Origin of the sequence: Kribbella polygonati, from assembly GCF_050320105.1 — a bacterium.
GTDB lineage: Bacteria > Actinomycetota > Actinomycetes > Propionibacteriales > Kribbellaceae > Kribbella.
In genome coordinates this window covers 6,259,290-6,281,454 of the sequence record NZ_CP190129.1, presented here as the reverse complement: position 1 = coordinate 6,281,454, position 22,165 = coordinate 6,259,290, and the positions used below count along the sequence as shown (strand labels likewise).

General features: G+C 69.2%; 27 protein-coding genes. 10 read left to right on the top strand and 17 right to left on the bottom strand.

What is annotated here, in order from left to right:
* The first annotated feature begins 50 nt into the window (after positions 1-50).
* Positions 51-977: a hydroxymethylglutaryl-CoA lyase gene (locus tag ACQHIV_RS29780; RefSeq protein WP_427887171.1), complete on the top strand. Its 927-nt coding sequence runs from the start codon at positions 51-53 to the stop codon at positions 975-977.
* A gap of 31 nt (positions 978-1,008) precedes the next feature.
* Positions 1,009-1,848, top strand: a complete 840-nt coding sequence (locus tag ACQHIV_RS29775; RefSeq protein ID WP_427887170.1) for a helix-turn-helix transcriptional regulator — start codon at positions 1,009-1,011, stop codon at positions 1,846-1,848.
* Here the strand turns inward: ACQHIV_RS29775 and ACQHIV_RS29770 are convergent.
* Entirely contained in the window at positions 1,840-2,226 is a 387-nt protein-coding gene (locus tag ACQHIV_RS29770) for a VOC family protein (protein WP_427887169.1), read from the bottom strand. The two genes, ACQHIV_RS29775 and ACQHIV_RS29770, sit on opposite strands and share 9 nt — an antisense overlap.
* A complete protein-coding gene (locus tag ACQHIV_RS29765) occupies positions 2,223-2,918 on the bottom strand; it encodes an EcsC family protein (RefSeq protein ID WP_427887168.1) in 696 nt (231 codons plus the stop codon). Before ACQHIV_RS29765 ends, ACQHIV_RS29770 begins: the two co-directional genes overlap by 4 nt.
* A gap of 218 nt (positions 2,919-3,136) precedes the next feature.
* Between ACQHIV_RS29765 and aat the strand changes: the two genes are divergently transcribed.
* Positions 3,137-3,802, top strand: coding sequence for a leucyl/phenylalanyl-tRNA--protein transferase (aat, locus tag ACQHIV_RS29760; protein WP_427887167.1), 666 nt, complete (start codon positions 3,137-3,139; stop codon positions 3,800-3,802).
* Here aat and ACQHIV_RS29755 read toward each other — a convergent pair.
* Entirely contained in the window at positions 3,795-4,481 is a 687-nt protein-coding gene (locus tag ACQHIV_RS29755; RefSeq protein ID WP_427887166.1) for a TetR/AcrR family transcriptional regulator, read from the bottom strand. The two genes, aat and ACQHIV_RS29755, sit on opposite strands and share 8 nt — an antisense overlap.
* Before the next feature lie 112 nt (positions 4,482-4,593).
* On the opposite strand from ACQHIV_RS29755, the gene ACQHIV_RS29750 reads away from it, so the two are divergent.
* Positions 4,594-5,061, top strand: a complete 468-nt coding sequence (locus ACQHIV_RS29750; protein WP_427887165.1) for a nitroreductase family deazaflavin-dependent oxidoreductase — start codon at positions 4,594-4,596, stop codon at positions 5,059-5,061.
* On the opposite strand, the gene ACQHIV_RS29745 is transcribed toward ACQHIV_RS29750, so the two are convergent.
* From ACQHIV_RS29745 to ACQHIV_RS29730, 4 genes are read right to left on the bottom strand one after another with little or no spacing between them, the layout of a single operon-like run.
* Positions 5,058-6,845: an ABC transporter ATP-binding protein gene (locus ACQHIV_RS29745; RefSeq protein WP_427887164.1), complete on the bottom strand. Its 1,788-nt coding sequence runs from the start codon at positions 6,843-6,845 to the stop codon at positions 5,058-5,060. The two genes, ACQHIV_RS29750 and ACQHIV_RS29745, sit on opposite strands and share 4 nt — an antisense overlap.
* Positions 6,832-8,673, bottom strand: a complete 1,842-nt coding sequence (locus tag ACQHIV_RS29740) for an ABC transporter ATP-binding protein (RefSeq protein ID WP_427887163.1) — start codon at positions 8,671-8,673, stop codon at positions 6,832-6,834. Before ACQHIV_RS29740 ends, ACQHIV_RS29745 begins: the two co-directional genes overlap by 14 nt.
* Positions 8,674-8,723: 50 nt before the next feature.
* Positions 8,724-9,569 (bottom strand): PDDEXK nuclease domain-containing protein, encoded by an 846-nt coding sequence (locus tag ACQHIV_RS29735; protein ID WP_427896591.1) that lies wholly within the window; start codon positions 9,567-9,569, stop codon positions 8,724-8,726.
* Positions 9,570-9,581: 12 nt separating this feature from the next.
* A complete protein-coding gene (locus ACQHIV_RS29730; protein WP_427887162.1) occupies positions 9,582-9,752 on the bottom strand; it encodes a hypothetical protein in 171 nt (56 codons plus the stop codon).
* Here ACQHIV_RS29730 and ACQHIV_RS29725 point away from each other — a divergent pair.
* Positions 9,751-10,821 carry an adenosine deaminase gene (locus ACQHIV_RS29725; RefSeq protein WP_427887161.1) on the top strand — a complete coding sequence of 357 codons (1,071 nt, stop codon included), beginning with the start codon at positions 9,751-9,753 and terminating at the stop codon, positions 10,819-10,821. The two genes, ACQHIV_RS29730 and ACQHIV_RS29725, sit on opposite strands and share 2 nt — an antisense overlap.
* Here the strand turns inward: ACQHIV_RS29725 and ACQHIV_RS29720 are convergent.
* The 6 genes from ACQHIV_RS29720 to ACQHIV_RS29695 all read right to left on the bottom strand — a co-directional run bounded on the left by ACQHIV_RS29720 (position 10,813) and on the right by ACQHIV_RS29695 (position 15,849).
* A complete protein-coding gene (locus tag ACQHIV_RS29720) occupies positions 10,813-11,580 on the bottom strand; it encodes an ABC transporter permease (protein WP_427887160.1) in 768 nt (255 codons plus the stop codon). The two genes, ACQHIV_RS29725 and ACQHIV_RS29720, sit on opposite strands and share 9 nt — an antisense overlap.
* A complete protein-coding gene (locus tag ACQHIV_RS29715) occupies positions 11,577-12,551 on the bottom strand; it encodes an ATP-binding cassette domain-containing protein (protein ID WP_427887159.1) in 975 nt (324 codons plus the stop codon). Before ACQHIV_RS29715 ends, ACQHIV_RS29720 begins: the two co-directional genes overlap by 4 nt.
* Before the next feature lie 147 nt (positions 12,552-12,698).
* Entirely contained in the window at positions 12,699-13,394 is a 696-nt protein-coding gene (locus ACQHIV_RS29710) for a PadR family transcriptional regulator (RefSeq protein ID WP_427887158.1), read from the bottom strand.
* A 57-nt stretch (positions 13,395-13,451) separates the two neighbouring features.
* Positions 13,452-14,468: an acyltransferase family protein gene (locus ACQHIV_RS29705; protein WP_427887157.1), complete on the bottom strand. Its 1,017-nt coding sequence runs from the start codon at positions 14,466-14,468 to the stop codon at positions 13,452-13,454.
* 149 nt (positions 14,469-14,617) lie between these two features.
* Positions 14,618-14,896 carry a hypothetical protein gene (locus ACQHIV_RS29700; RefSeq protein WP_427887156.1) on the bottom strand — a complete coding sequence of 93 codons (279 nt, stop codon included), beginning with the start codon at positions 14,894-14,896 and terminating at the stop codon, positions 14,618-14,620.
* On the bottom strand, positions 14,896-15,849 hold the full coding sequence (locus tag ACQHIV_RS29695; RefSeq protein WP_427887155.1) for a GlxA family transcriptional regulator: 954 nt from the start codon (positions 15,847-15,849) through the stop codon (positions 14,896-14,898). The genes ACQHIV_RS29700 and ACQHIV_RS29695 overlap by 1 nt, the downstream gene beginning before the upstream one ends.
* A 71-nt stretch (positions 15,850-15,920) precedes the next feature.
* Between ACQHIV_RS29695 and ACQHIV_RS29690 the strand changes: the two genes are divergently transcribed.
* Positions 15,921-16,184, top strand: coding sequence for a hypothetical protein (locus tag ACQHIV_RS29690; RefSeq protein ID WP_427887154.1), 264 nt, complete (start codon positions 15,921-15,923; stop codon positions 16,182-16,184).
* On the opposite strand, the gene ACQHIV_RS29685 is transcribed toward ACQHIV_RS29690, so the two are convergent.
* Positions 16,172-17,278 (bottom strand): DUF418 domain-containing protein, encoded by a 1,107-nt coding sequence (locus tag ACQHIV_RS29685; RefSeq protein WP_427887153.1) that lies wholly within the window; start codon positions 17,276-17,278, stop codon positions 16,172-16,174. The genes ACQHIV_RS29690 and ACQHIV_RS29685 overlap by 13 nt on opposite strands.
* Positions 17,279-17,388: 110 nt before the next feature.
* Here ACQHIV_RS29685 and ACQHIV_RS29680 point away from each other — a divergent pair, with 110 nt between their 5' ends.
* Positions 17,389-18,141, top strand: a complete 753-nt coding sequence (locus tag ACQHIV_RS29680; RefSeq protein WP_427887152.1) for a class I SAM-dependent methyltransferase — start codon at positions 17,389-17,391, stop codon at positions 18,139-18,141.
* A gap of 62 nt (positions 18,142-18,203) precedes the next feature.
* Here ACQHIV_RS29680 and ACQHIV_RS29675 read toward each other — a convergent pair whose 3' ends face one another.
* Positions 18,204-18,344 (bottom strand): hypothetical protein, encoded by a 141-nt coding sequence (locus ACQHIV_RS29675; RefSeq protein WP_344188875.1) that lies wholly within the window; start codon positions 18,342-18,344, stop codon positions 18,204-18,206.
* Positions 18,345-18,446: 102 nt separating this feature from the next.
* On the opposite strand from ACQHIV_RS29675, the gene ACQHIV_RS29670 reads away from it, so the two are divergent.
* Positions 18,447-19,304, top strand: coding sequence for a DNA-formamidopyrimidine glycosylase family protein (locus ACQHIV_RS29670; protein WP_427887151.1), 858 nt, complete (start codon positions 18,447-18,449; stop codon positions 19,302-19,304).
* An 11-nt stretch (positions 19,305-19,315) separates the two neighbouring features.
* A complete protein-coding gene (locus ACQHIV_RS29665; protein WP_427887150.1) occupies positions 19,316-19,765 on the top strand; it encodes a DUF2871 domain-containing protein in 450 nt (149 codons plus the stop codon).
* Here the strand turns inward: ACQHIV_RS29665 and ACQHIV_RS29660 are convergent.
* Positions 19,734-20,684, bottom strand: a complete 951-nt coding sequence (locus tag ACQHIV_RS29660) for a trypsin-like serine peptidase (RefSeq protein WP_427887149.1) — start codon at positions 20,682-20,684, stop codon at positions 19,734-19,736. The two genes, ACQHIV_RS29665 and ACQHIV_RS29660, sit on opposite strands and share 32 nt — an antisense overlap.
* A gap of 72 nt (positions 20,685-20,756) precedes the next feature.
* Positions 20,757-21,590, bottom strand: a complete 834-nt coding sequence (locus ACQHIV_RS29655) for a hypothetical protein (RefSeq protein ID WP_427887148.1) — start codon at positions 21,588-21,590, stop codon at positions 20,757-20,759.
* A gap of 130 nt (positions 21,591-21,720) precedes the next feature.
* Between ACQHIV_RS29655 and ACQHIV_RS29650 the strand changes: the two genes are divergently transcribed.
* A complete protein-coding gene (locus ACQHIV_RS29650; protein WP_427887147.1) occupies positions 21,721-22,044 on the top strand; it encodes a rhodanese-like domain-containing protein in 324 nt (107 codons plus the stop codon).
* Positions 22,045-22,165 lie beyond the last annotated feature (121 nt).

Sequence of the window (22,165 nt, the reverse complement as noted above, 5' to 3'; positions counted from 1 at the left end):
CATTGTCGCGGAGATCCCGCGACCGGCTCGACCGCCGAGGAGGCAGCAGGATGCGCGAACCGCAGCTGGTCACGGCCGAGGGACTGCCCGACCGGGTCACGATCTACGAGGTCGGCCCGCGGGACGGGTTGCAGAACGAGTCCGCGATCGTCGACGTGGCGGTCAAGGCCGAGTTCATCCGGCGCCTGGTCGAGGCCGGCCTGACCACGGTCGAGACGACGAGTTTCGTGCACCCGAAGTGGGTCCCGCAGCTGGCCGACGCGGCCGAGCTCCTCGAACAGCTCGACCTGCCCGACGGTGTCCGCGCCCCGGTCCTGGTGCCGAACGAGCGTGGCCTCGACCGCGCGCTGGCGGCCGGCGTCCGGGAGATCGCGATCTTCGCGAGCGCGACCGAGACGTTCGCGACGAAGAACCTGAACTCCACGCTGGACGAGCAGTTCACGATGTTCACGCCGACGATCCAGCGGGCGCTCGACGCCGGGCTGACCGTCCGTGGGTACGTGTCGATGTGTTACGGCGACCCGTGGGAGGGCGACGTACCGATCGACCAGGTCGTCAAGGTCGGGGTGCGGCTGGTCGAGCTCGGTTGCCACGAGCTCTCGCTGGGCGACACGATCGGCGTCGCCACACCGGGCCAGGTCACCGCGCTGATCAGGGCGTTCACGGCGGCCGGAGTACCTGTGGACAAACTCGCGGTGCACTTCCACGACACGTACGGCCAGGCTCTCGCGAACACGCTGACCGCTCTCCGCGAAGGCGTCACGACCGTCGACAGCTCGGCCGGTGGCCTCGGCGGCTGCCCGTACGCCGAGAGCGCCACCGGAAACCTCGCGACCGAGGACCTGCTCTGGCAGCTCAACGGCCTCGGCATCCAGACCGGTGTCGACCTCGAGAAGCTCGTCACCACGTCCGCCTGGATGGCCGAGCAGCTGGGCAAGCCGTCCCCGAGCCGAGCGGTCCAGGCGCTCGCCGGCTGAAAGTGTCGGTGGGGGCAGCGAAACTGGGTGGGTGAGTGCGCAGCGGGTTGAGCTTGGCGAGTTCTTGAAGGCGCGGCGGGCGCGGGTTGCACCCGAGGACGTCGGGCTGCCCGGCGGTGGACGACGGCGTACGCCGGGTCTGCGGCGGGAGGAGCTGGCGCAGCTGGCCGGTGTCGGCGTGACTTGGTACACGTGGCTGGAGCAGGGGCGGCCGATCAACGCCAGCGGGCAGGTGCTGGACGCGGTGGCGTCGACGTTGCGGTTGACGCCGGTGGAGCGCGAGCACCTGTACCGGCTGGCCGAGGCGACGCCGGTGCGGCTGCCGCGCGTGACGGACTGCGTGAGCGAGGCAGTGTTCGAGGAGATCCTCGACGGGCTCGATCCGCTGCCGGCGGTGATCACCAACACCCGGTTCGACATCGTCCGGGCGAACCGCGCGTACCACGACCTGTTCCACGACTGGCACCAGCTGCCCTGCATCCATCAGAACCTGCTCTGGTGCATCATCACCGAGCCGTCCGCCCGCGAGCAGCTGCTCAACTACGACACCGAGGTGCCGTACCTGGTCGGCCGGCTGCGGTCGGCGTACGGCGAGCACGTCGGCGACCCGGACTGGGAGACCGATCTCGCCCGGCTGCGGTCGATCTGCCCCGAGTTCGAGCAGCTCTGGTCGCGGCACGAGGTGTCGGCCTGTATGTCGCGGCATCGCCGGATCAACAACCCGCGGGCCGGCGAGCTGAACCTGATTGTCACCGAACTCGCCGTCTCCGCCCATCCCGACCTGGTCCTGTACGTCGAAACCCCCGCCGACGAGGAGACCCGCGCCAAACTCCCGCTCACCCGCCGGGAGCCGGCCGACCGGTCAGCGTGATTCCGGCGGACCGCTCGGCGTCCGCCAGGTGGTCAGGCAGAACGGATGCCCCGCCGGGTCCAGGAAGACCCGGAACACGTCGGGCGACGGCTGCACCGTGGTCGGCGTACCGCCGGCCGCGACGACACGCTCCTGCTCCGCGTCGAGGTCGGCCGCGCTGAAGTCCAGATGACATTGCTGCGGCACCCGCGGGTCCGGCCACGTCGGCTGCCGGTAGTTCAGGTCGCGCTGGAACCCCAGGCTGAAGGCCTCGAACCGCAGCTCCACGAACGACTCGGTCACCACGGTCAGCTCACCGCCGGCCACCCGCTGGTAGAACTCGCCGAGCCGCAGCGGATCCGGGCAGTCGAGCGTCGGCCCCCAGAACGGCGCCGTCACGGCTCGATCGGTCGGGGAATCCGGCGGATCAGGCTCTTGTCCGCGAACTGACCGACGCGGTACGTCGACCAGCCGTCGACGCCGGCGCCCACCGCACCGCCGAGCAGGGGGACCCGCCGGGTCACGGTCAGCGCCATCCGCTTACCGCTGATCCGGCCGATCAGCTCCGCGACGACCTCGCCGGACACCTGCCGGTCGAGCTCCGGGTCGAACACCGGCGCGGTCGCGATCGCCAGCGGGGACGACACCAGGCTGGACTTCTTCAGCCGTGCGGTCACGCCGTCCTCGCCGAGCAGGCAGGTGATCACCGCCGTACGGACGCGGGGGTCGTCGAGGTCGTATCCGCGCAGATGGGCGATCGCCGCCACCATCCGGCACTGGACGACCGCGAGCCCGGTCAGGTTCGCGGGCAGCGCGACCGGGAGCGTGACCAGACCGCCGATGCTGGTCGCGAACCCCTGCACGCCGGCGAGCCGGATGTGCTGGTCGATGACCGCGTCGATCGCGTGCGTGACGTCGCCGTCGCAGCGCTCGAGTTTGTGGTCCGCGATCCGCTCCGCGCCCGGGAACCGCTGGTACCCGTCGATCGCGATCTCGAGGATCTGACGCAACACGCCGCCCGCCGCCGTCGGGGCGAACCGCTGGGCCGCGGGCGCGAGACTACTGGCGACGAACCTGGCTACTCCGGCCACGGTGCTCCTTCCCGCCCGGCCCCACGCGTCAGAACCCGGACGTGCTTCAACTGTACGTGGCTCCGGGCCCCTCGCCACTCGGGAGAACCCCGAGGTGTCCCCTAGGGGTGGACGCCCAGGCCATCACAATCGCGGCGACTCGAGAGCGCCGCCGCGTGAGAGCGCCGCCACGGGGCGGTTGTGATGGCCTGGCGGTCCGCATGGTTCAGGATGGTTGCGTGCCGATCGAACCTGCTCCGACTCAGTGGGAGTTCCCGCCCGTGAGCGTTGCCGGGAGCAGTGACGTGGTCGCGGGCGGTGCCGACCTCGCGCCGGGGACGGTGCTGGCGGCGTACCGGCGGGGGCTGTTTCCGATGCCGGACCACCGGGGGTCGACGCTCTGGTGGTCGCCGGTCGACCGGGGCGTGATCGAGGTCGACGGGTACCGGCCGACGCGGACGTTGCGGCGGGCGCGGGCGAAGTTCGAGATCCGGGTGAACACCGCGTTCGACCAGGTGATCCGGGCCTGCGCGGACCCGCGGCGGCCGGGGTCGTGGATCGACCGCGACATCATCGCGTCGTACACCGAGCTGCACCGGCTCGGCTGGGTGCACTCGGTCGAGGCGTGGAACGGCGACCAGCTGGCCGGCGGGCTGTACGGCGTCGCGATCGGCGGGCTGTTCGCGGGCGAGTCGATGTTCCACCACCAGACCGACGGCTCGAAGGCGGCCGTCGCGGGCACGATCGAGCTGCTGAACGACGAGTACGCCGCCGACCGGGTCTTCGACATCCAGTGGGTGACCGACCATCTCGCGACCCTCGGCGCGGTGTCGATCCCGCGCGAGACCTACGTACGACGGGTCGCCCGCGCCGTCGACGTACCGCTGCCGAAGGCCTTCACCTGAGCCCGGCGAACGCCGCCATCTGCCGGGCGGTCGACGCGAAGAACTCGTCCGCCGGGTCCATCGACCCGACCAGCTGACCGAACAGCTCGAAGCTGATCATCCCGAACAGCTGCGTCCACACGATCACCGCCCGCACCAGCACCGCCGGCGGTACATCGGGCGCCAGCGCGAGCAACACCTTCGTCTGCTCGGCCAACGCGCCCTCGGGCTCCGGCGCGTCCACCGGTACGGCGAGCCGCCCGTCGGCGTGTGCCCGCTGCAGCAATCCGAGCAACACCAGCGGCACCCGCGCCGCCGGCTCGACGGTCGTCTGCGGCGCCTGGTACCCGCTGATCGGCGACCCGTAGATCAGCGCGTACTCCTGTGGATAAGTCCGCGCCCACCCGCGGACGGCGGCGTAGATCGCGAGCCACTCCTCGACCGGATCGCCCCCGGTCACAGCCTTCTCGGCCGCCGCGCCGAGCGCGTTGTACGCGTCGATGATCAGCGCGGTGAGCAGCTCGTCGCGGCTCGCGAAGTACCGGTAGAGCGCCGACGACACCATGCCGAGCTCGCGGGAGATCGCCCGCAGCGAGAGCGCCTCGGCGCCGACGGTCGCCAGTTGCTGCCTGGCGACCGTCTTGATCTCGTCGGTCAGCTCGGCCCGGGCGCGTTCACGGGCAGTACGTCCGGCGTTCATGCGGCCAGTCTGCCACAAAACCGAGAGCAGTGCTCTTGACAGTGAGCAGCGATCCGATGTTCACTGATCACAACAGAGAGCACCGCTCTCGCCAAGCCGGAGGAAGCTCGCCATGACCGAGTACAAGCAGACCTACGACAGCAAGCGCGTGATCACCGCCAACGAGGGCAGCATGCGGGTGTTCAACCGGATCGTCGCGCGGCTGACGAAGCTCGGGCTCAGCGTGATGGGCAGCCGGGTGCTCTCCGTCCAGGGCCGCAAGTCCGGCGAGTGGCGCAGCACCCCGGTCAACCTGCTGACCGTCGACGGTCAGCAGTACCTGGTCGCGCCGCGCGGTCACACCCAGTGGGTGAAGAACCTCCGGGCCAGCAAGACCGGCCGGCTGCAGCTGGGACGCAAGGTCGAGACCTTCACCGCCGAAGAGCTCGCCGACGCGGACAAGATCCCGGCGCTCCGGATGTACCTCAAGGAGTGGGCCTGGGAGGTCGGCACGTTCTTCAGCGGTGACGTCACCAAGAACTCTCCCGACGAGGTGCTGCGCCACGTCGCCCCCGGCGTCCCGGTCTTCAAGATCAACTAGTGGTACGCCGTCGCCTGGATCCGGTACAGCTCGGCGTAATGGCCGTTGCGGGCCATCAGCTCCTCGTGGGTCCCGGTCTCGACGACCTGAGCGCCGTCCAGTACGACGATCAGGTCGGCCATCCGGACCGTCGAGAACCGGTGCGACACGAGGATCGTGATCCGCCCGTCGGCGCCGTCCCGCGCGGCAGCGGCGTACCGCTCGAAGAGGGCGTGCTCCGTCTCCGCGTCCAGCGCCGCGGTCGGCTCGTCGAGCACCAGCAGCAACGGCCGGTCGCGCATGAACCCGCGCGCCAGCGCCAGCTTCTGCCACTGCCCGAAGCTGATCTCCGCACCGTCCGGCCAGGTCGCGCCGAGCTGCGTGTCCAGCCCTGACTCCAGCCGCGCCAGTACGTCCTCCGCCCCCGCCCGCCCGACGGCCGTCGTCACCGCCGGTACGTCGTCCAGCCGCGGCAGGTCACCCAGCCCGACACTGTGCGCCGCACGGAACTCGAACCGGAAGAAGTCCTGGAACGCGCCCGCGATCTTCGCCCGCCACGCCTCCGCCGGGATCCGGTCGAGCGGCTGATCGTCGAGGAACACCCGTCCGCCGGCCGGCTCGTACAGCTTGCAGATCAGCTTCACCAGGGTCGACTTGCCGGCGCCGTTCTCGCCGACGACCGCGATCACCTTGCCGGCCGGCAGCCGCAGGTCGACGTTCTCCAGCGCCGGCCGATCGGCACCGGCGTACGCGAACGACACGTTCTCCAGCCGGATGCCGTCGACGAGCCGCTCCGGGGCGGGCTGGTCCGCCGACCTGTCGAACGAGGCCGCGTAGTTCTCCAGCCAGACCAGCCGCCGCGACCCGTCCAGCCAGATGCCGCGCAGGAACCCGATCTCGCCGACCGTCGCACCGATGTACGACGACAGCCGAGCACCGGCGGCGAGGATCAGCAACACGTTGCCGACCGACCCGTGCAGCCCGACCGCGACGAACAGCACCGCACCGACGTACGCCGCCCCAAAGATCGCCCAGGCGATCCCGTGCCACACCGCGCTCGCCCAGCGAGCGGCGGCCATCGGGCGGTACCACTGCTCCCACTCGCGGCGCCGACCCGTGATCAGGTCGGGCCCGATGCCGAGCACCCGGACCTCCTTTCCCGGGGCTGGTGTGGTCGCGGTCTTGAAGAGGTGTTCGGCCAGGCGGAAGTGAGCGGCGTACCGCTCCTCGATCGCACGCTCGACGCCGGGGCGCCAGCTGGAGCTGAGGACGGTCGGTAGAGCGAAGAGCAAGAGCAGTGCGAGCGCCGGGTGGATCGACACCAGCAGCGCGACCGTGACGCCGAGGCGCAGGATCCAGCCGCAGGTGGAGAACAGCGACATGTACATGTGGTCCAGCACGAACACCTGCTTGCGCAGCACCGACAGCCGGTCCAGGTAGTCGCGCCGTTCGTGGTGCTCGACCGTGGCGACCGACGCCTGCAGCCGGGCCACATGCGCCTCGAGCATGATCGTGACCCGGTCCCGGAACCGCCGGGAGATCCGCGTCGAGAGCGTCCGCAGGAACCAGGTCGCGGTCACCGACAACGCCAGCCCGCCCGCGGCCAGCAAAGCGGCACGACGGTCGTCGTGCAGTACGCCGTCCGCGAGGATCTTGAGCCACAACGCCAGCAGTGCGTCCGGTACGGCGGCCAGCAACGTCATGAAGAATGCGGCGAGTAGGAGCCACGGCTCGTGCTGATAGCCGAGCTTGCACAGCCGCCACATCGCCGGCAGCGCGCGAGGCATGTCGTCAGAGCGTGTCATAGCTGAGCCCCTCCTCGTCCACCTCGGCCGTGAAGCGCTGCGCCTGGAGGTCGAACATGGTCCGGTAACGGCCGCCGAGCGCCATCAGTTCGTCGTGACTGCCGAGCTCGACGACGCGGCCGTGCTCGAGTACGCAGATCCGGTCGGCATGCCGGACGGTCGAGAACCGATGCGAGATGAGGATCGTGGTGACGTCCCGGGTCGCGGTCAGGATCCGGTCGAAGATCGCCGCCTCGCCGCGGACGTCGAGTTGCGCGGTCGGCTCGTCGAGCAGGACGAGCCCGGCACCTTGGCGTACGGCGCACAACGCGCGCGCCAGGGCGACCCGCTGCCACTGACCGCCGGACAGGTCGGTGCCGTCGCCGTACCCGGTGGCCAGCCGGGTGTCGAGATCGGCGAGGTCCGCGGCGCCGGCGTCTTCGAGTGCGGCGCGGATGTCGTCCTCGGGCGCGCCGGCCGGTGCGACGTTGTCCCGCAACGGCAGCTCGAGCTTGAGGAAGTCCTGGAAGACGGCTGTCACCCGGGTCCGCCAGGCGTCGACGTCGAGGTCGCGCAGGTCGGTGCCGTCGACGCGGATCGCGCCCGCGCCGGGGTCGTACAGGCGGCACAAGAGCTTGGCCAGCGTGGTCTTCCCGGCCCCGTTCTGCCCGACGACGGCGAGCGAGGAACCGGCCGGGATCGTCAGATCCAGCCCGTCGAACACCTGCCGATCCCCCTGTGGATAACCGAACCGCACCCCCCGAAGCACAACCTCCACCGCCCCTTGGGCGGCCCCTGCCCGGCCCACTCCACGCCCTGCCGCCTCGCCAGAACCGACCGCACGTGTGCGGGGCGGCAACGCTCCGGCGGGAGCCATCGCTGGTTGTAAGCGACGTACGGCCGCAACGGGTGCCGCGGCGCCGTCGAGGGCCCAGTTCAGGCCGCCGAACGCGATCATCCCGACGCCGATCGCCACCTGCGCGAACACCACCAGCCGGTCCAGCGGCAGACTCCCGCCGATCGCGGCCGCACCCAGCGCCCAGAACACCAAGCCGTTGGCGACCACAATGATCAGCAGACTCCAGATCATTGGCCGCTCCCGCAGTCGCGTCGCGGCGTACTGCAGCTCGAACAACCGCCGACGCCGCTCGGTGAACCGCTGCACCGTCCAGTCCGCCAGGCCGAACAGCCGCAGTTCCTTCGCCGCACCAGGCTCCACGGCCAGCTCGTACGCGTACGTCGCATGCCGCTGCGCCGAGCGGACCTCCGCCGTGTTGCGGTCCTTCCACACGCCGCTCTCGCGCAGCAGCCAATGCGTCGCGACCCATCCGACGACCAGCACCAACGGCGCCCACCAGGTGAACCCGAACAGCACGATCGCGGACGCGACCCCGCCGACCAGTTCCACCAGACTCCCCGCGACGAAGTCGACGTTCAGGTACATCGGCGGCCCGGTCTGTCCGCGGTCGAACTCCCGTGCCACCGTGAGGTCCTCGCTCAGCCCCGGGTCTTCGAGATGCCCGATCCCCGGCGGCCCGACACACGCCTTCGCCAAGGCGTCGTTCAGGTACGCCGACACCCGATTCCCGAGGTTGGCGCTGACCGCCTGGTGTACCGGGGTGAGCACCTGCAACAGCACGAACGTGACCCCCATCAACACCAACGGCCGCGCCAACCCCTCCCGGTGCTGCACCGCCCCCACCAACCACCCCATGGCCACCGCGAACACCGCCGGCAACACCCCGCGCGCCACCAGCAGCCCCCACCAAGCCGCCGCCAGCCCACGATCAGCCCGCGGCAACACCCCGAAGAACTGCCACTCAGCACGCGCCCGCAGCCGACTCACCATCTCCTCACGATGACACCGGCCGCCGACAGAAGTCTTGAACGTTTGCCGGATCAGTCCTCAGTGGTGAGCTCAGCCTCCAACTCCTCGACGCTCGGCAGCGCGGATCGGAACTCCGCCGGGAGCGAGGTGTTGATCGCGTTCGTCCACTCGGCGACTCCGATCGGTGCCTTGAATCCCTTCAGGGCGTACTCGGCGACGACCTGGTTCTTGTTCCGGCAGAGCAGCAGACCGATGGTCGGCTTGTCGCCGTCCTTGGCGAGTACGTCGTCCACCACCGCCATGTACAGCCCGAGCTGACCGAGGTACGCGGCGTTGAACTTGACGGCCTTCAGCTCGACGACGACGTAGCAGCGCAGTTCGAGGTGGTAGAAGAGCAGGTCGCAGAAGAACTCCTCGCCGTCCAGCTCGAGTCGGACCTGCTGACCGATGAAGGCGAAACCTTGGCCGAGCTCGAGCAGGAACTTCCCGACGTGCTCGACGAGCTTCTGCTCCAGTTCACGCTCGTGCCAGCCGTCGGTCGTACCGAGGAAGTCGAACAGATACGGATCCCGCGTGGCCTGCTGCGCGAGATCGGACTCCTCCGGCGGCATCGCGGAGGCGAAGTTGGTCACGGCCTTGCCGGCACGCTCGTGGAACCGGCCGTCGATGTGCAACGCGAGCACGTCCCGGCTCCACCCCCGCTCGACGGCCGCGGCGGCGTACCACGATCGCAGCCTGGCGCCGTCGACCTTCAGCAGCGCCAGGTGGTGGTACCAGGGCAATTGTGCAAGCGGCGCTTGCACAATTGCTTCTCGCGGCCAGGCGGCTGCGAAGGCGCGCATGTACTTCAGGTTGCGGGGTGAGTAGCCGGTCGCGCCGGGAAAGCGCGACTTGAGGTCGGTCGAGAGCCGGTCGATGACCTTGCTGCCCTAGCCTTCTTCGTGCTGCCGGTCCAGGATCTCCTGCCCGATCGCCCAGTAGCTCCTGAGAGTCTCCTGGTTGGCCGCGGTGACGGCCCGCCGGTGGCCGGTGGCGATGTGGCTGGAGATGCTGTCGAGGAGGTCCGGGTACCGGTCGGGAAGGTGCGAAGATGGCCGCATGATCAGTCCCGGGGAGTTGGTTGCGGCGCCGAAGGTTTTGCTGCATGACCATTTGGATGGGGGGCTGCGGCCGGGGACGGTCGTGGAGTTGGCGCGGGAGATCGGGCATCGGTTGCCGCGCAGTGATGCGGCTGAGCTGGGGGCCTGGTTCGTGGAGTCGGCGGACTCCGGGTCGTTGGAGCGGTACCTGGAGACGTTCGACCACACCGTCGCGGTGATGCAGACCGCGGAGGCGATCAAGCGGGTCGCGAGTGAGTGTGTGCAGGACCTGGCGGCGGACGGGGTGGTCTACGCCGAGGTCCGGTACGCGCCCGAGCAGCACCTGCACCAGGGGTTGACCCTCGAGCAGGTCGTGGACGCGGTGCGGGAGGGCTTCGAGCACGGGATGGCGGTGGCCGAGCGGCCGATCGTCGTACGGCAGTTGCTGACCGCGATGCGGCACATGGCGCGGTCGATGGAGATCGCCGAGCTGGCGGTCGCGTACCGGGACGCCGGCGTGGTCGGGTTCGACATCGCGGGGGCCGAGGCGGGCTTTCCGCCCACCCGGCACCTGGACGCGTTCGAGTACCTGCAGCGGGAGAACGCGCACTTCACCATCCATGCCGGCGAGGCGTTCGGGTTGCCGTCGATCTGGCAGGCGATCCAGTGGTGCGGCGCGGACCGGCTCGGGCACGGCGTACGGATCATCGACGACATCACCCACGACGGCGATCTCGACGGCGGCAAGGTCGAGCTCGGGCGGCTCGCGGCGTACGTCCGGGACCGCCGGATCCCGCTGGAGATGTGCCCGAGCTCGAACCTGCAGACCGGCGCGGCGGCGTCGATCGCCGAGCACCCGATCGGCCTGCTCACCAAGCTCCGGTTCCGGGTCACGGTGAACACCGACAACCGGTTGATGAGCGGTACGTCGATGAGCCGCGAGCTCGCCCTGCTGTCGGAGGCGTTCGGCTACGACCTCGCCGATCTGCGCTGGTTCGCGATCAACGCGATGAAGTCGGCCTTCCTCCCGTTCGACGAGCGGCTCGCGATCATCAACAACGTCATCAAGCCCTGGTACGACTCACACTGAGCGCTGATAGGTACGGAAGGCTCGGGTCGAGAGCCAGGCGACGATCAGCGTGAAGGCCAGCAGGTAGCCGCAGTGCCGCCAGACCGACGACCAGTCCGGCGAGGCGGCCAGGGACTGCCGGGCGGCGATCGTGGCCCAGTCGACCGGGTTGAAGCGGGCCGCGACGTTCACCCAGTGCGGTGCGACGTGCGGGTCGATCATGATCGACGACATGAACGTCAGCGGCAGCGAGACGAACTGCGAGATCCCGATCAGCGCCTCCTGCTGCCGGGTGAGCAGCGCGACCGCGTTCGACAGCGACCCGAACCCGAGGCCGACCAGCACCGACGCGAGGATCGTGATCAGGTAGCCCGCGATCCCGCCGTCGTACCGCGCGCCCGCGGCGAACCCGATCGCGAACACCAGGATCGTCTGGATCAACGTGGTCGACGCGTTGCTGAGCAGCTGCCCCGCCATCAGCCCGCCGCGGCTGATCGGCGACGCGAGCATCCGGTCCATGACGCCGCGCTCCATGTCCTGGACGAACGACGTACCGCTCCAGCCGCTCGTCATCAGCGCCGTCATCATCACGATCCCGGGCGTCAGGAACGCGATGTACGTCGCGTTCCCGAACCCCGGGAGGTGGACGACGCCCTGGAACAGCTGCCCGAACAGCAGCAGCCAGATCGCCGGCTGGATCAGCGTGAACGCGATCAACGCCGGCTGCCGGTACGACGCCCGCGTCCAGCGCCCGAGGATCAGACCCGTGTGCGTGATCATGCCGCCGCCTCCGCAACCTTGAACGACCGGCCGGTGTGCTGCAGGTACACGTCGTCCAGCGACGGCCGCGACACCGTCACCGCGACCACCGGGATCGCCTTGTCCTCGAGCACTCCCAGAACCGCCGGTACGGCGGTCGCGCCCCGGTCGACCCGAGCGCGCAAGGTGTTGCCCTCGACAACGATCTCCCCGATGCCCGGCAACTGCCGCAACAGCGCGCGGATCGTACCGTCGGTGTCGGGCTCGACCAGCTCGACCTGCACGGAATCGCCGCGCAACGAGGCCTTCAGCGACTCCGGGGTGCCCTCGGCAACGATCTTGCCGTGGTCGACGATCGCCAGCTGCCCGGCCAGCCGGTCGGCCTCCTCGAGGTAGTGCGTGGTGAGGAGGACGGTCAGCCCTTCCTGCCCGGACAACCGCAGTACTTCGTTCCACAGATCGGCGCGGGCCTCGGGGTCGAGACCCGTCGTCGGCTCGTCCAGGAACAGCACGCGCGGCCGGTGGACCAGGCCGAGCGCGACGTCCAGCTTCCGCTGCATGCCGCCCGAGTACGTCTTCACGGTGCGAGACCCGTCCAGGTCGAAGCTTCGCAGCAGGTCTCCGGCGCGCTGCACGGCCTGGGATCGGGACAGTCCGAAGATGCGCCCGCTCAGCACCAGGTTCTCCAGCCCGGTCGCCATCGGGTCCGAGCTGGACTTCTGCGGCACATACCCGATCGCGTGCCGGACCTTGTCCTGCTCGCGGCTCACGTCGTACCCGGCGACCCTGGCGCTGCCCGAGTCGGCCCGGGACAGTGTCGTGAGGATCTTCACGGTGGTGGACTTGCCGGCGCCGTTCGGCCCGAGCAGGCCGAGGACCATGCCCTCGGGGACGCTCACGGACAGGCCGTCGAGCGCGCGCAGTGGTGGATTCTTCCGGCCGGCCGGGTACGTCTTGACCAGGTCGACCGCTTCGACGGCATGCGTAGCCATCAGATGACTCCCTTGTGGGTGCGGGAGCCGGTCGTCGGGCTGGCTATCCTGATGGTTGCGCCTTGGGTGCCAGGTCTTCGGACCGACTCGAGGAACTGCGGCCCTTGGTCCCGGTGTTGCCGCACCGTGGAGCGAGGGCCGCCCTGTTTATCGCGATTCGGGCGGCATCGCCTGCAGCCAGGCGAACTCCTCCCCGAAGTACTTCACCGGATCCTTCAGCTGATCGCCCGGGGCGATGCCGTCCTCCAGGTAGCGCTTCCAGGCCATCCGCCAGAACTTCGACCCGCCGAGCTCGTCGGTACGGATCTCCTCGGCGAGCTGGTGGACGTACGCCGACTCCGCGCGCAGCAGCGCGAGCCGGAACTCCGACTCGACCCAGAAGATCCGCGGGAAGCCGACCGCCTCCATCTGCTCGTGCGCCGTGACCGCGTCGGCGATCTCCGCGTCGACGACCGCCAGCCGCTGCTCGAGCAGCTCGACGGCCCGGTCCGGTTGCAGGCCGGGCAGGTAGGCCAGGCCCGCTTCGAGCGGGTGGAACTCACGGGACGGCGTACCGACCAGCTCGGTGAGCCAGTCCTCGAACTCGGCCTGGCCGGCGGCGGTGATCCGGTACACCGTCCGCTCCGGCCGGTTCCCCTCGCGGACCGTCTCCAGCGCCTCGATGAAGCCGTGCTTCTCCAGGCTGGACACGATCGAGTAGAGCGAACCGTAGTTCACCTTGATGCTCTGGTCCTTGCCGCGGGACCGGAGCGTCGTGGAGATCTCGTACGGGTGCATCGGCCGCTCGCTGAGACTGCCGAGCACGGCGAACGCCAGCGGATTGCCGACCTTGCGTCTGGCCATGACACCTCCTCGATCTCGATTACTCGAAATCGAGTATTAGCTTGCGGGTATCCGATGTCAAGTATTCAGCCAGGCGAACGCCCGAGCCCCGAGCCCGCGCACCGGGAGGGCGGCGAGGGCGCGGTACGTCGGCTCCTCGACGTACTTCGTGAGCAGCCAGGCGAGACCGACCACGCCGAGCATTGCGCCGGCGATCTGGGTCAGCCGGCCCGCGCCGAGCTCCATCAGGCGGTACGCGATGAGGTAGCCGATCACCTGGTTCAGCAGGTAGAGCGCGAACGAGATCCGGGCCAGGAACCGGATCGGCCGCTGGAACCGCACGAACACCGTCCAGTCCGGGCCGCGGGCGGCCAGCGCGACGAGCAGCAGCAGTACGCCGATGCCGAGCGAGGACGGCAGGTCCGACGTGTGCGCGTTCTGCGCGAAGACCGTCGCGACGATCAGCGCGCCGAGGTGCAGGACGCCGATCCGGTGCTTCGACCAGAGCCAGATCGCGATGCCGATCGCGAACAGCTGCAGGCGGTGGATGCCGAGCCCGTTCCAGAGTTGGATCACCCAGACCGGGCTGTGGTCGATCCGCCCGTTCCACTGCAGCGCGACCGGCGCGAGGATCATGATCCAGAGCATCGTGGTGATCCGCGGCCCGATCCCACGCGGCCAGAGCACGGCGGCCGTCGCGAAGGCCATCAGCTGAAGGGGCAGCGTCCAGTACGAGCCGTCGATCAGCTGCACGCTCGGGTCGAACGACGCGGCCAGCGTCAGGTTGCCCCATAGGTCGTGCCGCGTCGGCAGGGTCCAGTTCCGCGGCCCGAAGAAGAGCAGCAGCGTGTACGTGATCAGGACAGCGGCCAGGTACGGCGGGAGCACCCGGCAGGCGCGTCTCCACAGCCAGCGCTGTGTGGAGCCCTTCCGGATCGTCACGCAGACGAAGTACGCGCTGATCACCAGCAGGATGCTGGCGCCGACCTGAAAGGGGTACTTCCCGAGCGGTGCGCCGAGCTCAGGGTGCAGGAACGGACCCATGTAGGTCGTGTGGGTGAACATCACGGCGAGCACCGACAGGACGCGCACCACGTCCCAGCTCAACCTGCGGGCCGTTCTTCCCGGAGGGCGGTCCGGCGTCGTCACAACCACTCCATCTACGCGTCGCTCGTTACCCCCTTGTGACCCTAGGCAGACGCGGGGGTGCCGATGCAAATCGGCCCGGTGATGCCTTCCTCACATCACAACGGCTTGACCCACCGGGACCACTCGGGCTGCGGCGCGTAACCGGCCGTCGCCCAGACCCGGTGTGCCTGGGCGTTGCCGTCCCAGCCGGCGATGATCGAGCCGACCACCTGATTGTTGTCCATGGCAAGCATCAGGGCGCGCGGGTCGCGGGCGATCAGGCGCAGGACGGCCTCGGTCGAGTCGGGTGGGCGGTGCGAGTCCTCGGCGGCGGTGGCCCAGAACGCCATCACTTCAGGGGCGTCCGCAGCGACCGCGTGGCGGTAGCTGAGCATCAGCCGGCGGTCTGGAAAGTGCGGCGGTAGTCCTGCGGTGGCACGCCCACCACCCTACGGAAGTGGTGGCGGAGCAGGGCGGCTGTTCCGAATCCTGATTCGCCGGCGATCTGCTCGATGCCCATCCGGGTCTGTTCGAGCAGGGTGCGGGCGCGCAGGACGCGTTGGGTGGTGACCCACTTGAGCGGGGTGGTGCCGGTCTCGGCGACGAAACGGCGGGCGAAGGTGCGCTCTGACATCTGCGCGCGCCGGGCCAGCGCGGGCACGGTGTGATCGGTGGTCAGGTTGTCGATCATCCAGTTCAGCACCGGCTGCAGGCTCTCCGCGGAACACTCCGGCACCGGCACCTCGACGTACTGGCGCTGGCCGCCGTCGCGCTGCGGCGGGACCACCATCCGGCGGGCGATCCGGGTCGCGACCGCGCTGCCGAGCTCGCGGCGGACCAGGTGCAGGCAGGCGTCGATGCCGGCCGCCGTACCGGCGCTGGTGATGATGTTTCCGTCGTCGACGAACAGCACGTCCGGGTCGATCTTCGCGGTCGGGAACTCGGCCATGAACCTGTCGACATAGCGCCAGTGTGTGGTGCACCCGCGCCCTTCCAGGAGCCCGGCGGCGCCGAGCACGAACGCGCCGGAGCAGACGCTGAGCATGATCGCGCCGCGCGCCTCCGCCTTCCGGAGTGCGTCCAGGATCCGTTCGTCGTAGCCGTGCCGCCAGTTGGTGGCCGGGACGGCGACCAGGTCGGCGTCCTCCAGTTCCTCCAGGCCGTACGGCGCGATCACCTGGGAGTGGCTGCTCGTCCGCATCGGGACACCCGGCGTGGTCGAGCACACTTTGAAGTCGAACGGCGGCACACCGTCGTCGGTGCGGTCCAGCCCGAAGACCTCGGCGAGTACGCCGAACTCGAACAGGGCGATGTCCTCCATCAGTACGACCGCGATCTTCCGGAGCATGGCAGAATCTTATCGGACTATGTCAATAGCGCCACTGGTGGCAGGATCTGGAACATAGAATCATTACTGCCATGACCGGATACGTAGTTCTCGTACTTCTCGTACTGGCCGTGATCGCGGCCCTGGAGATCAGCAACCGCCGCCACGCGACCGGTCCCTCGGCCGGACCGCGGGGCTCCTGGATCGCCGACGACCGCGACGTGGCCCGGACCAAGCTCGACCTGCTCGCGCTCGGCGCGACGGCCAAGCCCTTCACCGCCAAGCCCGCCTCGACCACCGGAACGGTGCACACCATCCGCGCCGCCCGGATCACGCACGGCCGTCACGCGGCCTGAGTACGCCAGCTGGGAGCGGTTGCGTTGGTGACCGCTCGCAGCACCCCTTCGACCGGGCCGTAGCGGAAGCTGCTCAGCCATGCGTGGCTCAGCATCACCTGCAGTACGAAGATCCCGACCGCGAAGCCCAGTGTCTCCAACGGCGACACCTGTCCCACCAGCCCGAAGCCGACGCCGGTGAAGATCAGCAGGGTCGCCACAGATTGGCCCAGGTAGTTCGACAGCGCCATCCGCCCGGCCGGGGCGAACAGCCGTCGGATGTCCTCGCCGCGCTCGGAGTGCATGATCCTCAGCAGCGAGGCGACGTACGCCGCGGTCAGGAACGGCGCGGTCATGACGCTCATCAGTACGGACCTGGTGTCGCCGTTGCCGCCGGATGCGTAGACGAGCCCGCCGGTGATACCGATGGCGAAGCCGACCAGCTGGATCAGCCGGAGCAGGGCGTCGGATCCGTCGACGTTCTGCAGCAGCCGGCGTCGGCCGGCCACCATGCCGACCAGGAACGCGGCCAGAGTGGTCGGGCCTTGAACGGTGAGCAGTGAGAGTCCGTACGTCGGCAGGGCGCGGACGTGCTCGCCGATGACGTCGCTGAACGAGCCCGCGAGGTTAGCGGCCGTCCCCTGTGCGGCCGTTACTGCTGTGGTCGGGTCCAGCACCGCCGACGTGTCCAGGAAGAGCGCTGCGACCGCCAGGGTGATGAACAGGTAGGCGTAGATCGCCCCGGCGACCAGGAGCGCCGTACGGTCCTTCACGCGCCGCATGGCGACCAGGAGCAGGCCGATGATCGCGTAGACGCTCAAGATGTCACCCGTGATCAGGAAGACAGCGTGCAGCACACCAATCACAAACAGCCCACCGAGCCGCCGCAACATCCGCGGCCGGAACGCGGCCCCCGCCCGCTGCGCAGCCCGCATCTGCAGTTGAAAGCTGTACCCGAACAGGAACGAGAACAGCAGGTAGAACTTCATATCCACGAACACGGACGACAACCACCGCACCGACTGATCCACCCAGGACCCGTACGCCGGATCCTCCACACCGTGAATCGGATACCCGGAAGCCGCGAACGTGATGTTCACAACCAGAATGCCCAACAGGGCGAACCCCCGCAGCGCATCAACATCCCGAATCCGCATACGAGCACACCAACGCAGGACCCGAAACGCAGTAGCGCTGAGTCCTCCTCGAAGGTGGACTTAGCTCTATGGCTGACTACCGGGACTACAACAAGGCCAACTGGGACGAGCGGGTGCCGGTGCACGTGGCGTCGCCGGACTACCACGTGGAGCAGTTCCTCGCGGACCCGTCGTACCTGAGCGGGGTCGTGCGCTTCGACCTGCCCCGGCTCGGTGACGTGAGCGGACTGCGAGGCGTGCACCTGCAATGCCACATCGGCACCGACACCGTGTCACTGGCGAGGCTGGGGGCGCGGATGAGCGCGTTGGACTTCTCGGCGCCGGCAATCGAGCATGCCCGGTCGCTGGCCGGCAGGCTCGGGTTGTCGCTGGACGCGCACGTCGCGGATGTCTACGACGCGGTGCGTGTGCTCGGCGCGGCGTCGTACGACTTCGTCTACACCGGCATCGGGGCGTTGTGCTGGCTGCCGGACATCGAGCGGTGGGCGTCTGTCGTGGCGGGGTTGCTGAAGCCCGGTGGGCGGTTGTTCCTGCGCGAGGGGCATCCGATGCTGGCCTCGCTGGAGCCCGGGACGGACTACGCCGAGGTGCGGTACCCGTACTTCGAGGTGCCGGAGCCGGTTGTCTGGGAAGGTGGCGGCACGTACGTCGAGACCGACCTCGAGTTGCGCACCACCACCACGCACGAGTGGAACCATGGGCTCGGTCAGGTGATCAGCGCCGTGCAGCAGGCCGGGCTGACGTTCGACTCACTCAGTGAGCACGACAGTGCGCCCCTGGAACGCGCTCCCCGGGCTGATGACCGAGGATGCGACCGGTGAGTGGCGCCTGAAGGAGAAGCCGCACCGCCTGGCCGCCACCTACACCCTGCAGGCGCACAAACCTACGACGCCCGGCGCTGCTGCACCTTCTGGAACGCCTGCTTGATCTTTGCCTGGTTCTCCGGCTTGCTCAGTTCGCGTTGGGCGACCTGGACCAGCTTGGCGACCACGGCGCCCTTTACCAATGTCTTCACGAACCCCATCGGGGCCTCCCTAGTCTGTTGGCCTCGACGCTACCGGGCGTGACAACCCTCTTCCATGGGTGATCCACCGGAACTGTCCCTGGCGTCGGGCACACTAGGGGTATGCCTGAGTTGCCGGAGGTCGAGTCGCTGGCGGTGTTCCTGCGCGAGCGCGCGGTGGGGCATGCGTTCGTGCGGGCGGACATCACCGCGATCAGCGCGCTGAAGACGTACGATCCGCCGATCTCGGCGATGGTCGGGCTGTTGATCGACGACGTGCGGCGGCACGGGAAGTTCCTGGACATCTCGGCGCAGGGCGTGCACCTGGTGATCCACCTGGCGCGGGCCGGATGGCTGCGGTGGAAGGAAGAGCAGAACACCGGGCTCGTCCGGCCGGGGAAGGGCCCGATCGCGCTCCGGACCGTGCTGGACGACGGCGCCGGGTTCGACCTGACCGAGGCCGGCACGCAGAAGAAGCTCGCGGTGTACGTCGTGCGCGACGTCAACGAGGTCCCCGGCGTCGCGCGCCTCGGGCCGGACCCGTTCACGCTGTCGCTCGACGACTTCGGCGCGATCCTGAAACGCGAGGGCCGCGTCCAGCTCAAGGGCGTCCTGCGGAACCAGTCCGTCATCGCCGGCATCGGCAACGCGTACTCGGACGAGATCCTGCACGTCGCGAAGATGAGCCCGTTCAAACCCGCGTCGAACCTGTCCGACGACGAGCTCAAGACGCTGTACGACGCGATGCGCGAGACCCTCCAGGACGCCGTCGACCGGTCCGCCGGGCTGGCCGTCCAGGACCTGAAGTCGGAGAAGAAGTCCGGCCTGCGGGTGCACGGCCGGACCGGCCAGAAGTGCCCGGTCTGCGGTGACGTCGTCCGCGAGGTGAGCTTCGCCGACTCCTCCCTGCAGTACTGCGCGACCTGTCAGACCGGCGGCAAACCGCTGGCCGACCGGAGGATGTCGAAGCTGCTGAAGTAGGTTCCCGCCTTATGCGGAAGATCTACGTGGCAGCGCACGTCTACATGATTCTGGGGCTCATCAGCGGGCTGTACTACCGCGAGCTGACCAAGGCCAAGGACTTCACCGGGGACTCCCAGCTCGGCGTCGTCCACACCCACATCCTCGCGCTGGGGATGCTGTTCTTCCTGATCGTGCTCGCGCTGGAGAAGCTGTTCACGCTGTCCGACGGGAAGCTGTTCAACGCCTTCTTCTGGGTCTACAACGCGGGCCTCGCGCTCACCGTCGGCATGATGCTGCTCCGCGGCACGATGGTCGTGCTCGGCCACCAGCCCGGCGCCGCGCTGGACGGCATCTCCGGGCTGGGGCACGTCACGATCACCCTCGGCCTGATCTTCTTCTTCATCAACCTCGGCAAGCGCCTGCCCGACACGAAGAAGACCGAAGAAGCTACGTTGTCATCTGATCGAACATCGTCTTGACGTCGGCCGTGTTCGGGGTCGACAGCAACGTCGGCGTACCGCTCGTCGTCCGGCGCGACGTCACCGCGAACACGTACCCGAGGTTCGCGTCGATCCGGTCCTTCAGCCACGGCCCGCCGCTCGCGCCGCCGTTCATCGAACAGGTCAGCGCCGCGTCCGAGCCGCCCCACGCGTACGTGGTGCCGTCGCAGTAGTACGGCACCTCACCGTTGTACGGCGCCTCGGCCGGCCAGCCCCAGATCCGGGTGCCGGCCTGGCTCTGCCCGTTCCCCCAGACCAGGCCGTTCCCGCCGACCGCGTCGATCAGGTTGGCGCCGTTGCGCTGCTGGAGCGTGACGAACGCCTGGTCGTGGGTGAAGTCGCTGCTGCTGATCCACGAGTTGAACGTCCGCGCCTGGCTCCAGTTCCACAGGCCGTACCCGGACTGGCCGTTGTAGTACGCCGGCGCGAACACGATGTTCGAGTGCCAGCCGCCGCCCTGGCCGCTGTGCACGCAGTGGCCCGCGGTGATGATCAGGTTCTTGTAGCTGTTGTTGATCGTCGACGCCGAGCACACGTAGTTCAGCCCGTTGTCGGTGAAGAACAGCTTGCCCGCCGTACTCGGTACGGCGTCGTTGGCGAGCTTGTACCCGGCGCGCGGCGCGACCGGCCTGGACGCGACACCGCTCGAAGTCGCTTGTTTCGCGGCGGTTCCGGCGGTTCCGGTGGGCAGGTCGGCCGGGATCGCGGTCCGCATCTTCTCGGCGGTCCAGTACCCGGTCGCGTCGAGCGCGCCGGCCCGGGCCTTCGCGGGCAGGGCGGGCGCGCGGACAGCGGTGGTCGCGTCGGCGGCCGGTACGGCGGCGGTGGCCGGGGTGACGGTGGCGCCGGCGGTGAGCAGGATTCCGGCGGCAAGCAGGCGGATGGGCGTTGTACGCATGCAGGACTCCTCGATCGGGGCGGTAGATCGATCACTGCCAGTAGAGGGGAAGCGCTCTCAGAATGCAAGCGGTCACAGGTGAACGACGTACGGTGAGGACGCCGAGCGCCGTCCCGCCTCCAGCCGGGCGCGAAGTTCGCCCGAGCCGGCCCCCGCGATCCGGGTGACCCAGCCGATCAACCGTCCCGGTTCGAGGCCGTCGAACGTCCACGTCTGCTCGGCGGCGGACCAGCCGGCCGGCAGCGGCAGGTCGACCTCGCCGCGGACCGTCGTACGGCCGAAGTTCGTCACCACGACCGTCAACTCACCGCGGCCCGGGTGGATCGACGCCAGCACGGTGCCGACCGGTGCGACCAGGATCCGCCGTACGCCGGTCGGCACCGGCAGCGGTACGACGCGGCGCTCCGGCATCGGGAACGGGCCGATCGTCCGCCGGGTGAGCTCGTGACTGGTGACGCCGTACCGGCGGCCGGCCAGCCGGATCTGGTGGTGGCTGTCCGGCTCGACCATGCCGACGAACCGGACCGCGACGTCGGCCGCGCGCCGGGCCACCAGGTGTGCGGTCGGACCGGCCGGGGTCAGGTCCCAGACGCCGTCGGCATTCGCGGTGACGGTGTCCTCCGGGACGATCCGCAGCTTCCCGGCCAGCGCGACCCGGACGACCGGCGGATCACCGGCCGCGGGCAGCCGGACGACCAGGTCGTCCCCGTCCCGGCGCCAGGTCAGCGCCCGGCCGCTGTGGTCCTCGACGACGTGCCGCGGCATGGTCGCCAGCCCCGGCAGCCGTACTTCGTGGTCCGCGGGACGGCACGCGATCCGGAGCAGCAGCAACTCGCGGCTCCGCAGGACCGCCTCCCCCCACGGTTGCGGTTCGAACTCCCCCGGGATCCCCTGAATCTGCGCCACCGCGACCTCCTCCGCCTACGGTCCTGGATCGCCCTCCCGGGGTCAACGGCTTTATCCGGTCCAGGCCGAAAACCGGCGTCCGGAACCGGTCGTGACGCGGCGCCTACCGGGTGTCTGACATGCTGGGTGCATGTTCCGGAACCAGGAGATCCCCTCGGTCGTGGTGAGCGAGCTCGATGACGCGCTGCTGGCGGAGGCGTTCGTCCTCGACGTCCGCGAGCCGGACGAGTGGGACCGCGGCCACATCGACGGCGCCACCCACATCCCGCTCGGCGAGCTCCAGGACCGGGTCGGCGAGGTGCCGCTGGACCAGAAGGTGCTCTGTGTCTGCGCGGTCGGCGGCCGGTCCGGGATGGCGACCCAGTTCCTGAACCAGCTCGGCCGGGAGGCGATCAACCTCGACGGCGGCATGCACGCCTGGGAGATCTCCGGCCGCCCGGTCAGTACCGACTGAGAAGAAAACCTTCCACAGGGTGACCGTAGGCGTTACTTTGTCACCGGTCGGTCGATCGGCGTACACCTGCGGCTCATCAGGCGGTAGCGCGCGCGGCGTCGGATGACCGCGTCCGTCCACC